The organism is Candidatus Enterococcus wittei (assembly GCF_002140175.1).
In the GTDB taxonomy this organism is placed as follows: Bacteria; Bacillota; Bacilli; order Lactobacillales; family Enterococcaceae; genus Enterococcus_B; species Enterococcus_B wittei.
In genome coordinates this window covers 46,838-63,651 of record NZ_NGMO01000005.1, presented here as the reverse complement: position 1 = coordinate 63,651, position 16,814 = coordinate 46,838, and the positions used below count along the sequence as shown (strand labels likewise).

12 protein-coding genes and 1 pseudogene are annotated in these 16,814 nt (G+C 36.1%); 12 read left to right on the top strand and 1 reads right to left on the bottom strand.

Features of this window, described 5'->3' with window-relative positions:
• The 7 genes and pseudogenes from A5844_RS12675 to A5844_RS12645 form a co-directional block, all read left to right on the top strand.
• Positions 1-1,812, top strand: a pseudogene (locus A5844_RS12675) (YwbE family protein); the annotation flags it as partial.
• 289 nt (positions 1,813-2,101) lie between these two features.
• Positions 2,102-2,416 (top strand): PTS cellobiose transporter subunit IIB, encoded by a 315-nt coding sequence (locus A5844_RS12670; protein ID WP_086285565.1) that lies wholly within the window; start codon positions 2,102-2,104, stop codon positions 2,414-2,416.
• Positions 2,417-2,436: 20 nt separating this feature from the next.
• A complete protein-coding gene (locus tag A5844_RS12665; protein WP_086285564.1) occupies positions 2,437-4,416 on the top strand; it encodes a BglG family transcription antiterminator in 1,980 nt (659 codons plus the stop codon).
• Between the two features lie 16 nt (positions 4,417-4,432).
• On the top strand, positions 4,433-4,771 hold the full coding sequence (locus A5844_RS12660) for a PTS cellobiose transporter subunit IIA (protein WP_086285563.1): 339 nt from the start codon (positions 4,433-4,435) through the stop codon (positions 4,769-4,771).
• A 3-nt stretch (positions 4,772-4,774) separates the two neighbouring features.
• Positions 4,775-5,293 carry a hypothetical protein gene (locus A5844_RS12655; RefSeq protein ID WP_086285562.1) on the top strand — a complete coding sequence of 173 codons (519 nt, stop codon included), beginning with the start codon at positions 4,775-4,777 and terminating at the stop codon, positions 5,291-5,293.
• A complete protein-coding gene (gene celB / locus A5844_RS12650; RefSeq protein WP_086285561.1) occupies positions 5,293-6,645 on the top strand; it encodes a PTS cellobiose transporter subunit IIC in 1,353 nt (450 codons plus the stop codon). The genes A5844_RS12655 and celB overlap by 1 nt, the downstream gene beginning before the upstream one ends.
• Before the next feature lie 458 nt (positions 6,646-7,103).
• Positions 7,104-7,913, top strand: coding sequence for a hypothetical protein (locus A5844_RS12645; protein WP_086285560.1), 810 nt, complete (start codon positions 7,104-7,106; stop codon positions 7,911-7,913).
• Positions 7,914-8,077: 164 nt separating this feature from the next.
• Here A5844_RS12645 and A5844_RS12640 read toward each other — a convergent pair whose 3' ends face one another.
• Entirely contained in the window at positions 8,078-9,583 is a 1,506-nt protein-coding gene (locus A5844_RS12640) for a UDP-N-acetylmuramoyl-L-alanyl-D-glutamate--L-lysine ligase (protein WP_086285559.1), read from the bottom strand.
• A gap of 510 nt (positions 9,584-10,093) precedes the next feature.
• Here A5844_RS12640 and A5844_RS12635 point away from each other — a divergent pair.
• The 5 genes from A5844_RS12635 (at position 10,094) to A5844_RS12615 (ending at position 16,482) form a co-directional block, all read left to right on the top strand.
• Positions 10,094-11,092 carry a hypothetical protein gene (locus A5844_RS12635; RefSeq protein WP_143353727.1) on the top strand — a complete coding sequence of 333 codons (999 nt, stop codon included), beginning with the start codon at positions 10,094-10,096 and terminating at the stop codon, positions 11,090-11,092.
• Between the two features lie 155 nt (positions 11,093-11,247).
• Positions 11,248-12,168, top strand: coding sequence for a hypothetical protein (locus tag A5844_RS12630; RefSeq protein ID WP_086285557.1), 921 nt, complete (start codon positions 11,248-11,250; stop codon positions 12,166-12,168).
• Positions 12,169-12,315: 147 nt separating this feature from the next.
• A complete protein-coding gene (locus tag A5844_RS12625; RefSeq protein ID WP_218776177.1) occupies positions 12,316-13,239 on the top strand; it encodes a hypothetical protein in 924 nt (307 codons plus the stop codon).
• Between the two features lie 833 nt (positions 13,240-14,072).
• Positions 14,073-15,719 carry a putative polysaccharide biosynthesis protein gene (locus tag A5844_RS12620; protein ID WP_086285555.1) on the top strand — a complete coding sequence of 549 codons (1,647 nt, stop codon included), beginning with the start codon at positions 14,073-14,075 and terminating at the stop codon, positions 15,717-15,719.
• Between the two features lie 43 nt (positions 15,720-15,762).
• Positions 15,763-16,482, top strand: coding sequence for a pseudouridine synthase (locus A5844_RS12615; protein ID WP_086285554.1), 720 nt, complete (start codon positions 15,763-15,765; stop codon positions 16,480-16,482).
• Positions 16,483-16,814: the final 332 nt, after the last annotated feature.

Sequence of the window (16,814 nt, the reverse complement as noted above, 5' to 3'; positions counted from 1 at the left end):
GCGTATATCCGTCTAGAGGATGAAGCGAAGAACCAATCAAAATTGTATGAAGTAAAATTCAAACTGAAATCATTAGCAATAATCAAGGATGAAGTAACAGTGGAAGCCAAACGTTCAGGCTCATACTCGCAAGATACTATAAAATCTTGGTTTTCTCAATTGCCAGATAAACCGGATGAATATGAGTATTCATATATCAAAGTAAGTAATCCTCTTTCTCAGGCTTGGGCACCAAATGAGACAGGTGATATCCTCGTTACATTGGAACATAAAACTTCAGGGGTATCAGAGTACCATAATACAAAGTATATAGTGAAAGACACCCAAGCACCAACTGCTACAGTCAAAAATACGGTGATCGAATTTCCAGCACGTTCGTCTGGCAATCTTTCTCGAGATGAATTACTTCAATTTGTGGAAGGCGATCTAAAGGATAACTGGAGTTTGCCAGATGATATCAAAATTGATCTAGTGGATGGTAATGGTACTTTGCTAAATGTCAGTCAAATGTCAGTCAATAAAGAACACGAGGCATATATCCGTTTAGAAGATGAAGCAAAGAACCAATCGAAATTGTACGATGTCAAGTTTAAGCTGATTGATGATGAAGGACCCACAGGAACGGTGACCACCGATACCGTTGATCTAGAAGCCCGTCGAACAGGTGAATTGACAGAAGCAGAAATCAGACAATTTTTAACCAGTGAGCCAAGCGATAATATTACCCCATCAGATAAAATCAAAGTAACTTTGGTTGATGGTTCTGGGAAAGATGTGAGTATAGCAGGAGTTGCGCCATCTGCTACAGTGATTGATGCAGCGATTCGTTTGACTGACGAGGGAGGCAACCACACGGATCTGCCAGTAAAATACCGAATCGTGGATACAGAAGCACCAACAGGACCAGCCAAAGGAGTTTGGACAGTTTTTGAAGCAGATCGAAATGGCACTTTTACCCAAGCTGATTTACGATCTTTGTTTGAAAAGCTTGAAGATAACTGGACAGAGACAGAAAAAATCATCCTAACTTCTGGAAAGAGCCTAAGTGAAATGAAACCATTAAATTCAAATCCCAGTGCCTATTGGCCAATGGATGTCACAGCAGAAGATGAAGCTGGGAATAAACAAAAGTTTACAACTATGGTTCGCATTGAGGATACGACTGCTCCTGAAGGAAAACTAAAAGATCCATTGATTTTCACTCAAGGAGAGGCAGAACCTGATCCCCGACAATATCTAGATGGTGATCCAACCGATAACTGGACATTGTCAGATGCCATCAAAGTAGAGGTAGCTTATGAGAATAATACTCAGTTCGCAGATCTAACTGTCGGGGAACATGATGTTACAGTGACTCTGACTGATGAAGTTGGCAATCAAAAGAAATTACCAAAAAGCAAAGTAACGATTTTAGAAGATACTTCTGAATTTATTGATGTGACGATTCCAGTTAAAGTATCCTTTGCTGAAAGTAAAGAAAGTGGTGGGATTGTTTCACCAACTTATCAGATTGCGAATAATGCGGATCGCACCGTAAAAGTGTCAGTTAACTCGGTCGTTAGTAAATCTGAGACGGAGAAGTTAACAGAAATCGATCTTGGAGTCAAGAACAATTATAATGACAATGAAGTCATGCTGATTTCTTCAGGTCATAATCTGAATAACCGAAGAGAGTTAGGCGTGATTGCAGGTCATAGTAGTTCATTTTCTTTCTCATTATTTGGTACAGTGGGCGAGAACTTCGATTTTGACAATTTGAATGATCCGCTCCATCCAATTTACAACATGCAGTTGAACTTTAATGCCCAATGATTTAACTAGAAGAAATCGAATGGCAGTCTTCAACACCTAAATAATAAGCGAAAGAATCTCGGAAATAATCCTAATTTTCGAGATTCTTTCATTTTACATTTGAATAAAGAGCGATTGGATGGTAGTTTTCACTCAGCAAAATAAGAATTAGTCACCCCAGTATCTAAGTAACTGAACGATACAATTCTTTTCCTAAACGATACGGAAATACTTATTTTGAAAAGAAAGCGATTACATTTTATAGTAAAGATAGAGAATACTTAAAAATAAACTTACAGGAGTGAAAGAAATGAAAAAAGCATTGATTATTTGCGCAGCAGGCATGTCTTCTTCCATGATGGCATCAAAAACAACACAATATTTTAAAGAAAAAGGAGAAGATGTAATGGTTGATGCAGTTTCCGCAACGGAAGGGGATCAACAAATCAAGAATAGTGATTTTGATTTATTTTTGATTAGTCCGCAAACCGCTATGTTTTTGGATAAGTTTGTTAAACTAGGGAAAACGGTAAATAAGCCAGTCGTAAGTATTCCTTTTCCGGCATATGTACCGATTCCATCGGGGATTCAGAAATTAGCTGAATTAATCGAGGAAAATATATAGACGAACAGGGGAAGATGATAATGAAACAGGCAGAAAAAGAGCTATTGAGACAATTGATAGAACATCAAGGGGAGAATCTCACTAGCCAATTTTTGGCAGCTGAATTGTTATTATCTGATCGAACGATTCGAAATTACATGAAAAATCTGAAGACCGAAGTAGAAAAAAATGGTGGAAAGATCATTGCAAAACAAGGACAAGGTTACCAACTGAAAATTGTTAATAAGTTAGCTTTTGCTCTCTTTTTGAAACAACGAGAAGTGACTGTTGAATATGGGGATCAAAAGACTGATTATTATGAGTCTGAAGATCGTAAGAAGTATATTTTAAACAAATTATTACTAGAAGATACAGCAATTGTCATGGATGATCTAGCAGAAGAGTTATATATCAGTCGTTCAAGTCTCATCAGTGATCTTCAAGAAATCAAAGAGAAATTAGCAAACTATTCGTTAGAAATTATTTCAAAGCATAAAAAAGGGATGTGGATAAAAGGACATGAACAAGATAAGCGTCATGTCATCATGGATACTTTTTTTAGTGGGAAATATATGAACTCATTCAAAGAATATTTAGGAAATAGTCAATTCTTTAAAGAAATCAATTTTGACGAATTAGTGATTATTATTTTAGATGAAATTCGAGAAGCAAAGCTGAAAGTTTCAGATTTCATTATTCAAAATTTAGCGTTACATCTTGCTTTAGGAATCAAACGAATGCGTGCTGGTTTTGCGATTGAAGTACCTGAAATGACAGGAGAAGTCTTGCCCCATAACGAGTATCATGTCGCACAAAATATTGCTCGACGTATTGAACGTGGGTTAGGGGTTTGCTTTCCAGAAGAAGAAGTGGCTTATTTAGCATTACATCTGATGGCAAAATCAAATCAGGATAAAAAGCAAGAGAACCAACAATTATTAAATGAATTGATGTCAGTCATTCAACAGTTTGCACAAATTTATGGCGAGTCGTTAATAGAAGATTATCAATTGAAAAATGGCTTGTTCAATCATTTTGCGCCTATGCTGATCCGCCTGGAGCAAGGAATTTCTTTAGAGAATCCCTTGACAAAAGAAATCAAAAAAGAAAATCCAGAGGTTTTTATGCTGACAAAAAAATACTTTGGACGTATGCCTTCACTTGAAACTTACCAGATCAATGAAGATGAATGGGCTTACTTAGCACTTCATCTGATGGCAGCCATTGAGAAAACCAAAGCAAATTATAAACTTAGAGCATTGATTATTTGTGCGACTGGTTATGGGAGTGCCCAATTGCTGAAAAATCGAGTCCTTAGTGAATTTGGTAAAAATATTGCTGTAACCAATGTATTAGGTTATTACGAAATCAATGAGGATGTGTTGGAAGAGGTGGATCTGATTCTTTCTTCCATTGATTTATCTACGATGTTTTTTAAAATTCCTGTCCTCCATGTGAGTGTCTTTTTGAATGAGCAAGATGTAAAACAGATCCGCAAACTAATTGAGGAACGAAGCCCGAATTATGCTGTGCGTACGAAAGAGGATTTACCTCAGATCGATTACCGCCTCAACTGTTATACAGCTCAAGTTTCTAAACGATGGTTCAAAGCCTATCAACATACGCCTACGAAAGAAGAAGTATTATCTGATTTACTCGCTCTTTTACAAAAAGAAGAGGCAGAAAACTATACATCAGAGATGACTCACCAAATTCGACGCCGCGAAAAAATGGGGCAAATTATTTTCAGTGAACAGGTTGTCGTGCCACATCCAGTAATCCCAGTCGGTGCAGATGCAAAAATTGCTGTAGGAATTGTACCTGACGGCATGACATGGGATAATCAGCAACAAATCCATTTTGTCTTTCTTGTCTCTCCGTCCTGTGTTGATAACGAAGGAATCACGGTAGTAACGAAAGCAATTGTAAAATTCATTGATCAGCTTGATTTGCAACAGCTAATACTAGCTGAGCCAACTTTTGAAAATTTTAATGATCATTTTAGCCAAATGATTTACTGAAGGGAGAAAAACATTCATGACGGAGAAAATGAGTAGCGAAGAATTACAAGTGACGGCTTTTGATATTATTTTCCATAGTGGAAATGCTAGAACAATGATCCACGAGGCATTTTCAAAGATGCGAAAAGAAGTATTTGCGGAAGCAGAAGAAAAATTAAACGAAGCCAATCAAGAAATTCTAGAAGCCCATAAATCGCAAACTCATTTATTGAAAGAGTACGCCAGTGGGCAAAAAATCGAGATGGAGATCATCATGGTTCATGCGCAAGATCATCTGATGACCACGATGACTCTGTTGGAAGTTGCAAAGGAAATGAGTTATTTATATCAAAAAGGAACTGGAACGGAGGTGTAAAAGATGAATGACGTTGAACGAAAAAAGCAAGAGATGGAGAAAAAAGAATTCAGCATAAAAGTCATGTATTTTAACCGGTACCTGATTATTCGATATTTAACAGCTGGTTTTTTCTTTGTCCATCTAAATTGGTTAGTCTTGTTATTGTTGACAAAAAGTCCAGCTTTTTGGTTGCCTTTAGTATTTCTAGTATTTTTACTGCCAGTCGTGGGGGAACAAGTAGCCCTTTATCGAAAACATAAAAATACAACACCACTGACAGGTTGGTATTTTAAGATCCAAGGTGTAGTGAATGTGTTACTTGTAATGAGTATTTTCACACCACTTTATCACTCCTTCTTTCCTTTTATGGCAAATGGAGAACAAGGGAAGGCGCTCACTTTGTTTGTGGTTGTAAGCGGCATCTTAATTTGTTTGTTTTGTCAACGTCGTTTAAGCAAAATCCATACGAACGAAGATCGTCACTACCAACGAATCAAAAAATATGAACAAGTGGTGCATTACGGAAAGGGGAGTAACTAATGTTTGATTTTTTACAGAAGTATTTGATGGGACCAATGGGGAAAATTGCACAGTTTAAAATTGTTCGTGCAGTAATGGCAGCCGGAATGGCCTCAATTCCATTTACGATTGTCGGCTCTATGTTTTTAGTTTTGAATATTCTACCGTTACCATTTCCATTTTTAGAAGGGTTTTTCAATGCAACATTCTTCAAAGTTAGTGACTTATATATGATCATCAACACGATGACGATGGGAATATTATCCATTTATTTTGCTATTGTTTTTGCTTATGAATTGACATCGATTGAAAGAGACGAACAAGGATTGAACGTGAACCCACTAACTGGCGCACTTTTATCCGTCTTTGCCTTTTTCATGTGTGTGCCCGAGGTGATCATTTCCGATGGTAAAATCAGTTTGATTTCTAGCATGACGGATACTGAAACAGTAATCAGCGGTGTTCGCATGGGAGCCTTTGTAGAAAGATTAGGGACTTCCGGGATTTTTACTGCGATTATCATGTCCTACATTGCGGTAGAGTTGTACTGCATGTGTGTCAAACGAAATTGGGTCATTAAGATGCCAGATGTAGTGCCCCCAGGTGTATCTCGTTCCTTTACTGCACTTATCCCTACCTTTGTCATTGCTTTTGTCGTGATGATCGTTAATGGAGTACTCGTAGCACTGGGAACAGATATTTTCAAAATGATTGCGATTCCTTTTGGCTTTGTTACGGAATTGACGAATACATGGCTTGGAATCATGGTCATTTACTTCTTGATCCATGCACTATGGATCGTGGGTATCCATGGAGCGAATATCATTACTTCATTCCTGACACCGATTGTATTGGCCAATATGGCTGCTAACGCACAAGGAGCAAATTATCCGTTAGCTGGAGAATTTAACAACTCTTACGTTACTGTAGGAGGATCTGGTGCAACTCTTGGTTTGATTATCTTTATTGCATTTTTGGCAAAATCTGATCAATTGAAAGTACTAGGTAAAGCATCGTTAGTTCCTGGGATCTTCAATATCAATGAACCAATTATTTTCGGTATGCCGATCGTTTACAATCCTTATTTGGCAGTACCTTTCTTCTTGGCTCCGATGGCAAGTGCTTCACTAGCTTACTTTGCAATTAAATTTGAAATCGTGAGACCTATGTTAGCGCAAATGCCGTGGCCTTCGCCAGTCGGTATCGGAGCTTTCGTCGGCAGTGGTGGAGATTGGAAGGCAGTCGTTCTAGCTGTGTTATGCGCGATCTTGGGATTTGTCATCTGGCTACCATTTATTAAATTCTACGACAACAAATTATTAACCGAAGAGCAAGAAAAGGCAGCAGAATTAGCCAACGAAGCAGCTGTTTAAATGGTTTTATTTTGTTCAATCACTTCATTTTAAAAAACTGAAAAAACAGACTTAGACAGTGTCAAGAAGGACAATGTTTGAGTCTGTTTTTGAATAGAAATTTTATCTGTCTAAAAGCTTTGTGAAAGCGAATCAAGCAAATGTTATGTTTCAAGTGCGTATTATTTATGTTAAATCATAGAAAAAGAAGAACGAAAAATCTGAAAATTACTCGTATACTGATTATGATCGTAGGAAAATATTTTTATTCAAAGAAGGAGTGGAAGATCAATTACAGTCTTGTAAAAAAGTAGAATGACTCGAAGAAAAAATACTTCTAACAATTCACTATCTGGTTCATAAAAAAAATCTACTGATAGGTGATTATTATATGGTTATTTTCTGAATAAAACTTAGCTAGTGCTTTATCATAATAAAGAACTAGCTAACTATAAAAAGCAATGATTAGGGAGAGAAACATGGGAGAGGAAAAAAGTATTCTACTATATGGATTAAGAAGGGAACGAAGTTGTTTTTTTGATGCACTTGTTGAAGGGGAAATAAAGATCACAGAGGAGATATGTAGAATAAATAAGGGACTTCGCACTTATATTATAGATAATTATAATGAAGAATTCTATCATATTATGACTCAGCAACAAAAAAGATTTAATTCTCCTGAAGCTTGGCAACAATTTTCTAAAGAATGGCTCAACTATGTATCATCGGGAAATAAAGAGTTAGCATTATGGAAAGAATACTATCACTGTTTGGAAATCACGTCAAAAACTCAAGAAAAACTGATGAAAGATCCTATTAAGCAAGGGTGTAAAAATGGGATTGATATGGCCATCAATCATCCAAACATTATGATTTATTTTGTACTAGATGGTCTAGAGATGGATATTGTTACGACTAAAGCAAAAGAATATAAAACGGGTTATACAGGAGTCGAACTTCGCTATGTCTATCGCCGATGGTCTGAAGCAAAAGAAAGTATCGTATTTTTTTTGCTAAATGAAAAAATAGAGGCCCCTTGGATCAAAGGGTTATATGTCAAGGATTGGCAAGAATATGGTGATAAGAGGATGAACCGCTTGTTAAAAGAAAAGCGATATGAAAAGCAACCAATGATCCTTCAAAAAAGTCCACTGACGATTACTCAAGAAAATGAAACAAAGGAATTAAAATCATTAAAAGCATTGCAAGAACTTGCTACTAAAAAGGCGGTAGTTAAGGAGTATAAAGGAAAACAAATACAGGAGAACTGTGAATTATCCATTTGCTGAAATGGGGGAAGAATTTCTCTTGTTATTACTAAAATCGAAGATATAGAAGGTAAAATAGTTATTTCAGAAAAAATATCGAAGAAACTCAAAATAAAAAAGGTTATTTTGAATTCTCCGACAATCTGTAAAATTGAACAAGGAGTTCATTTTGAAGTACTCTATTTCTATTCTGTGGTCAATCGTTTAGCGATATCATAGTCGCCTTCATAAGGTTCATCCACACCGCCAACTTTTTGATAGGCATCGACACCTTTACCTGCGATGACAACAGAATCTTCTGGTTGGCTTTCAGAAAGTGCCAACTGAATGGCTGTTGGGCGATCCATTTCATAATAGACAGTTAGTTCTTGATTTGTGATCGCTGAATGGATCTCTTTTGCAATCTTTTGAGGATCTTCAAAAGCTGGATCATCGGCTGTCAAGAAGACGACATCTGCAGTTTCAGAGAGGACTCGTCCAAAGTCTTGGCGTCGTGAAATAGCTTTATTCCCTGGACTGCCTAATACAACAATCACTCGGCCATTTGGATGTTCATTTTTGGCGAATGTCAGTAGTGTTTTTAAGCTTAAATAATTGTGGGCGTAATCCACATACACATGAGCACCATTTTTATGAGTCAATTGATCCATTCGTCCAGGAACTCGAGCTTCTTTTAGTCCGTGCTGGGCATCCTCAATAGAAGCCCCCACCAATGCAGCAGCGATAATTGCGCTTGTGGCATTTTCCTCATTGAAACCTCCAGCTAACTTGATCTCGTAATTAGCTTCAATCGTTAAATCACTGTGACGGTGGTTTATCAGCTGAAATACTTGCGACTGTTTAGCTGAACTTTTTACTTGGATGTCACTTTGTTCGGACCGCCCATAAGTAATGGCTGGAATATCAAAAACTTTAGCTGTTTCCATAAGTAGATCTGCATAATCACTTTCATGATTGAGGATGACTTTTTTGGAATTTAAAATCAATTGACGTTTGCAATAAAAATAATCATCAAATGTTGGATGCTCGATCGGACTGATATGGTCTGGAGAAATATTCAAGAAAATCCCAACATCGAGTGTTAGTCCATAGACTCGCTGTGTTTTATAGGCTTGAGAAGACACTTCCATGACAAGATGGGTCATCTTATTTTGAACGGCTTCTGCCATCATTCGATAAAGATCAAGTGATTCTGGTGTGGTTAGTTTTGATTTAAAAAAAGTCTTTCCGTCTAGGGTAGTATTCATCGTTGAAAGTAAGGCTGTTTTTTGCGCTGTCGCATGATCTAAAATTGCTTTGGTGAAATAGGCAGCAGTGGTTTTTCCTTTTGTTCCGGTAAAGCCAATCACTTTTAATTTATTTTGTGGATAATCGTAAAAGGCCATGGAAAGAATGGCCATTGCTTTTCTTATATCAGTCACTATGATTCCACAAGCCTCATTTTCATAAGGAACTTCAGCAACATAGTAGGCTAGTCCGTTTGAAATTGCAGAGTTTAAATATTCTTCTTTAAAGTTAAGTCCTTTACAAAAGAATAGTGTGTGAGCATCTACCTCACGTGAATCATAGCTCAGTTGGCTGAATTCCACTGTAGCTGGCGGATACAGATGCCAACCTTTAGGTGAAACAAATTCTTTCAATAGATTTTCTTTCAATAATAAGTTGCGGATATCTTCTAAGGAGAAGCGCATTGAATCATCCCTCACTTTGTTTTTATTGGGTTTATTATAGCACAGATTTAATTTGGGATTTAGAGTTCCCACACATTCGAAAGGAAAGGAGTGAATGATTTGAAAATATTATTAGAAAAAATCATTTTACTTTATGGTTTAAACTCGACTTGAGAAAAAATGAAAGTAGGGGATAACTAATTAAAAGATTTTAAAGCTCAACTAAATTATTCTGATAAGGACCAATGGATTAATACAATAATGAGAACTGTCAGCAATATTGAATCAGTTAGGAGATGATTTTATCAATTAAAGCTGGCAAAAAATTACTAAGGAATGGTGACAGTGATAGATAGTTCCTCAGGAAAAATTATTTTATTATATGGGCTCAATGAAGATCGAGAAATTTTTTTTAATTCCTTGAAGGAAGGAAAAGTCAAAAGAAATAATATAGTCATTCCCAAAGGGGCCAGATTACAGAATTATATGATTGATTCATATAACCTGGAGTTGTCGGATTTCTTAAGAAGAATGGTTAACGAACTTAGAGAAAATTATTTGTGGCAAGACTTTCTAAATAAGTGGTTCATGAGAATACCTAAAAAAATGTCCCAACTACCGTTATGGCCAGATTTCTTATATCATTTATTTCTAAATGATAAAAATCGGTTGGAGCAGATTTATCAAGGAACAACATTAGTAGGGTGTTACGGTGGATCTTATTATTCAGATTTTATTTTAAAAAAGAATGAAAAATTATTTATTTATTTTGATCTTCATGTCATGAGAGGATGTAAAATTGGTATTGACATTGCTAGAACGAATCCGAATGTTTTTATCTATTTTTCAATTGATGAGTTAAATATGCAATCTGTTCTTAATAGAAAACGAGGCGATTCGGGATTAAACGCAACCAATCGTGAATTAAGGTATATTTATCGTCACTGGCAAGAATTAAAAGAAAAAGTTCATTTCTTTATGGGGGAAGAAGAAGTGCCTGCACCCTGGATTGCTGGAGAATATAAAAAACTCTGGGAAGACTATCAACCTAAAAGTTGGCATGCGACTAAACGCAATTTTCAAGAATCTAAAATAAATGATCAGTCCATGTTCAAAGGCTGTCAGCAAATGTCAACTGTAATTCTGAATAATCAGTATAGTCAGCCGTTAAAAGTATTATGGAACTATGTTTGCCAATGTTGGCAATCATTAGTAGAGAAACCTTATCTTTTTAAGGAGTCCATGCAACTTCCAGTGAATTGGGTTGCTAGAGAACAGCAACAAGTGGTAGAAAATTTGCAATTAAAAAGTTGGCACGGAATTAAGCGGAACCTTCAAGCTCATCAAACAACTAATCAGCCGATGTTTAAAGAACAAGAGAAAGTGGTAAATGAATATCTGAAAGATCACAGAGAGCAGCAGTCACCAAGATCATTTATAGAGATACGTCAGCAAGCAATCATATCGACTCCATCAAATCAGTCGATAAAAGAGCGAGGTTCTGTTACACACAAACAGTTGGAGAAATAACAAGTGGAAATGTGAAGAGCTATGTTCTAAGTTTTATCTAGCTCAATACTAAACGATACTACACCGACTTGGTAAAAAGTACTCAAGAAGTTGTACTTCGGTATTATGTCAACAAAATTTAAGAGTGATGAAGTCAGAAAGTGAAGGTGATAGTGATGGATAATCTCTCAGAAAAAACTATTTTGTTATATGGACTCAGTGATGATAGAAAAAAATTATTTATTTCTTTGGAAAAAGGAAAAATCAAGAGGAATGATGTCGTAATTCCAGAAGAAAGAGGATTACAGAATTATACGGTTGATGCATATAACTTGGAATTATCGGATTACTTAAAAAGAGTGGTTAATGAACTTAGAGGAAATCATTGGTGGCAAGAATTTCTAAGTAAGTGGTATATGAAAATACCTCAAAAGATCCCTCAGCTACCATTATGGCAAGATTACTTATATCATTTAGAAAAAAATGATAAAAATCGGTTAGAGGTGATTTATCAAGGCACAAAATTAATTTATGGTGGTCCTTATTACCCAGGTTTTATTTTAAAAAGGAATGAAGAACTAATTACTGATTTTGATCTTCATATTATGAGAGGCTGCAAAATTGGTATTGATATAGCTAGAACAAATCCTAATGTTTCTATTTATTTTTCCATTGATGAGTTAGATATGCCATCTGTTTTTAATAAAGAAAGATTTGAAGGGAGATTAAATGCAACCAGTAGCGAATTGCGTTATGTTTACCGTCATTGGCAAGAATTAAAAGAAAAAGTTCATTTCTTTAAGGGAAAAGAAGAAGTGCCTGCACCTTGGGTTGCTGGTGAGTATCAAAAAGCATGGAAACGTTATATACCATGGCATGAAATTAAGCGAAGAAGCCAAGAGCGTCAAACAATTACAACTAATCAGCCGATGTTTAAAGAACAAGAGAAAGTGGTAAATGAATATCTGAAAGATCACAGAGAGCAGCAGTCACCAAGATCATTTACAGAGATTCGTCAACAAGCAATCATGTCAACTCCATCAAGTAATTTGATAAAAGAGCAAGGTAATTTTACACACGAACAGTTGGAGAAATAACAAGTGGAAACGTGAAGAGCTATGTTCTAAGCTCTATCTAGTTCCATGCTAAACGATACTACACCTTATTGATAAAAATGGACTCAAGAAGGTACACTTCGGTATTAAGCCAACAAAATTTAAGAGTAATCAAGTCAGAAAGTGAAGGTGATAGTGATGGATAATCTGTCTGGAAAGACTTTTTTATTATATGGACTCAGCGATGATAGAGAAGATTTATTTATTTCTTTTAAAAGAGAAAAAATCAAAAGGAATGATTTGATCATTTCAAAAGAAGCGGAACTCGGGGATTATACGATTGATTCATATAATAATATGTTAGTACGATTTTTAACAGTAAGGGCTAAAATGGCTGAGACCAATGAGTTTTGGAACCTTTTTTTAAGTGAGTGGACTAAACTATTACCTGAGAAGCAACCTAGGCTGCCGTTATGGAAAGAATTCTGTTCCCACCTGAAAACAAATCCTAAAAATAGGTTGGAAAAGATTTATCAAGGAACAACGTTAGTAGAGTCTTATGGTGTAGCAGCACGTCCACATGTTGCTTTAATTAAAAATAATGAAATAAATCATTTTTTTGATCTTCATGTTATGAGAGGTTGTAAAATTGGTATTGATATAGCTAGAACAAATCCGAATGTTTCTATCTATTTTTCAATTGATAAGTTAGATATGCAATCTGTCCTTAATAAAAAACAATTTAATGGGGCATGGAATGCAACCAGTAGCGAATTGCGTTATGTTTACCGTCACTGGCAAGAATTAAAAGAAAAAGTTCATTTCTTTAAGGGAGAAGAAGAAATGTCTGCACCTTGGATTTCTGGAGAATATCAAAAATCATGGGAAAATTATCAACCAAAAAGTTGGAATGGAGTTAAAAGAAGCCTTCAGGAAACTAAGGTAGATGTTCAAAAAATATTCAAAGAAAAACAGCAAGAAGCAGAGGTTGATATGAAAAAAAAATCACTAAAATCATTTAAGGAGATACGTCGAAAATTAGTAGCACCGATAGCCTCAGATGTTTCGAAAAAAGAACAAGTTTACCTTCGATACCAACAGTTAGGCAGATGACATCAAAAATACAATGAGTCAAAGCTGAAATTTTATAGGAAGAGTTTAGAACAAAAGTAGATTCAAATCTCTTGAAAACTGGATAAACAGCATTCAAGAAGTTACTCTTTAGTAAGAAACAAAAAAATTAAGAGTATTAAAAAAATTTTTCTGTTTTTCTTTCTTATTACTCAGTGTAAAGTGTTTCTCTTACAACATTGGTAAACGGTATTCCATCAGCTGATCTTCGACACTAAGCCAACATATCAAAAAAAGATAGAGGGTTATTTTCTGATATTTTTACTTACTGTTTAGATCAGATCCCTTCTCTCACAACTTCGATAAGCGTTGCTCAAAAGCCAACTCCTTAATATTCGGTGATGAACGGCTTTTTTACAACCTCCGCTAAACGGTGTTCGAGGAAGTGACCTTCAGCAGTAAGATAGAAAATCATAAAATATGAGGAACTATTTTTCGATTTTCTATCTTACTGCTCATGTTAATCTCCTTCTTTCACAACCTGGATAAACGGTGTTCGAGAAGCTGCACTTTGGGCATAAGTCAAAAAAATCAAAAATATGAAGAGCTATTTTCGATGGTTCTTTCTGACGTCTCAGTTCAAAAGCTTCTCTCACAGCTCTTTGATAAAAGCTATTCAAAAAAGAAACTTCAGTCATAAGTCGGCAAACTCAAAAATGAGAAAGGTTATTTCTGATTTTACTAGCTTAGTATTCTGGGGAAAACGTTTCTTTCACAATTACACTTTACAAAAAAACGACATAAAAAAGATTGCTAGTTTCATTGTTTACAATTAAAATATTAGTAATGTTCTGTAGAAAGTTGGAATCTAAACGATGAAAAATCAACGAACACCAGCAAAAGAAAATTTAACTGCACAAGAGAAGATGGCTAGAGGGTCTGCTTGGATGACTGCTAGTAACATCCTTTCTCGTTTACTAGGGGCGGTCTATATCATTCCTTGGTATGCTTGGATGGGTGAAAATGCAAAGGCTGCCAATGGGCTATTTAATATGGGATACAATATATATGCGCTGTTTTTACTGATTTCAACAGCTGGGATCCCAGCTGCTATCGCCAAACAAACCGCTCGTTACAATTCGTTGAATGAATATGGTACTTCTCACCGCTTATTTGTACGTGCGTTGCAGATGATGGCTGTTCTAGGTGTGACATTTGCGCTACTTATGTACATGGCATCTCCTTGGTTAGCTCAAGCTTCAGGTGGGGGAGAAGAATTGATCCCAACGATGCGTTCCCTCAGTGCGGCGATCTTGATTTTTCCTTGTATGAGCGTGATCAGGGGGTATTTTCAGGGGAATCAGGAAATGATGCCTTATGCTTTATCACAAATCATTGAACAAGTTGTCAGGATCTTTTACATGTTACTGGCTACATTCATTATTATGAAAGTAATGGCCGGTGATTATGTAGCAGCAGTAACTCAATCTACGTTTGCTGCATTTATCGGGATGTTGGCAAGTATCCTTGTGCTTCTTTACTTTTTAAAGAAGCAACAAGCGTATACTTCTGCTCGCGTACAATATAGTGACAACCAAGTCAAGATTGCGACGAAAGAATTGCTTCTCGATACCATCAAAGAAGCCATTCCATTTATTATCGTTGGTTCAGGTGTGACGATATTTAAATTAGTCGATCAGTTTACCTTTATTAAAGTCATGTCAGCAACAACAGAATACTCAAATGCACAACTTCTGGATCTGTTTTCGATTTTCAGTGCCAATCCAGATAAACTGACAATGGTCGTGATTGCTTTAGCCACATCGATTGCGGCAACTGGGCTTCCTTTGATCACCGAAGCAGTCACATTGAAAGATCACCGTGGATTAGCAAAACTAGCTAGTGGAAATTTACAATTGTTTTCTTTCGTGATGCTACCTGCAACATTTGGTGTCATGTTACTCGCTTATCCTTTGAATACATTATTTTATACACCGGATCAACTAGGTAGTCATGTATTGATCCAAGCTAGTTTTGTTGGGCTTTTCCTAGGTTTATATATGTTAGTTTCCAATATGCTGCAAGGAATGTTCGAAAATAAAGCAGCTATTCGCTATTTAGCTTATGGTTTTGCTGTTAAGTTGATTTTACAATATCCTGCGATTCGTTTATTTGAAGTATATGGACCATTGCTTGCGACCATGATGGGATTTTTCGTTTCTTGCTATTTTATTTTGATCAAGATCCATCAAATTGCCCGATTTAATCCAAAGTTTGTCTGGCGAAGAACCCTTTTGATTTTTATTCTTACAATGATTATGCTACTCGCTTCATGGATAACAAAAGTAATTTTTGGATCGTTTTTAAATCAAGAGAGTAAATTCCAATCATTTCTTTTGATTGTATTAGTCGCAGGTGTGGGTGGTACGATCTACGCTTACCTTGCTTTAAAAATCCGTTTGGCAGAGAAATTATTAGGAACAAGTATGATTCGTTTACGGCATCGTTTAAGAATAAAATAGCAGTGAGAAAGCTGAATTTTCTCGAGATAAAGGGAGATAAGACATGCGATTAGATAAATTTTTAGCCGACGTGGGATTAGGAAGTCGAAAAGAAGTCAAGAGTTTGATAAAAAAAGGAAATATTACCGTAAATAATGAAATCATCAAAAGTGACAAATTTCAAGTAAATGAAGTGGAAGATCGCATCAAATATTTAGGTGAGTCATTACACTACCAAAGATACTTCTATTATATTTTAAATAAACCAGCTGGAGTTGTTTCAGCAACACAAGACAATTATGATCAAACGGTTATTGATCTCTTATCTGACGAAGATTATCGGGAAGATTTATTTCCAGTCGGTCGTTTAGATAAAGATACAGAAGGATTATTGATTCTAACAAATGATGGCGTGTTTTCCCATCAATTGTTGTCTCCGAAAAAACATGTGGAGAAAGAATATGAAGCGGTTGTCCAAGGAATTATGACAAGTGAAGATGTGATAGCTTTTGCTAAAGGATTGATCATTGATGGAGAAGAACAAACGTTACCCGCCCAACTATTCATCGATTCTGTTGATCAAGAAAGAGCAACTTCTCATATTCGGTTGATTCTTCATGAAGGTAAGTTTCATCAAGTAAAACGAATGGTCAAAGCAGTAGGCAAAGAAGTGACGTATTTGAAACGGATCCGCATGGGAAAATTCCCTCTACCAGAAGATTTATCTCTTGGAGAATACCGACAAATGACAGAAGAAGAGCTAGTGCAAATAAGAACGAAGTAAGGACTACACAACTGAGTGGATAATACGATCCCAGTACCGAATATTTAATTATTACGGTTCTAGGGATTTTTTTGTTGAAGAAAGAGACTTTTGCAGGAAAGATAAGGAGCTGTTTTTTTCGAATTTCTTCTTAAAACTCGGAGCTGCACGTCTTTTTCATAACCTAGATAAACGGTGTTCGAGAAGGTGACCTTCGGCACTGAGCTAAAAAATCGTAAAATATGGGGAACTATTTTTCGATTTTCTATCTTACTGCTCAGGTCAGCCCCCTTCTCTCACAACCTAGATAAACGGTATTCGAGAAGCTGCACTTTGGTCATAAGTCAAAAAAA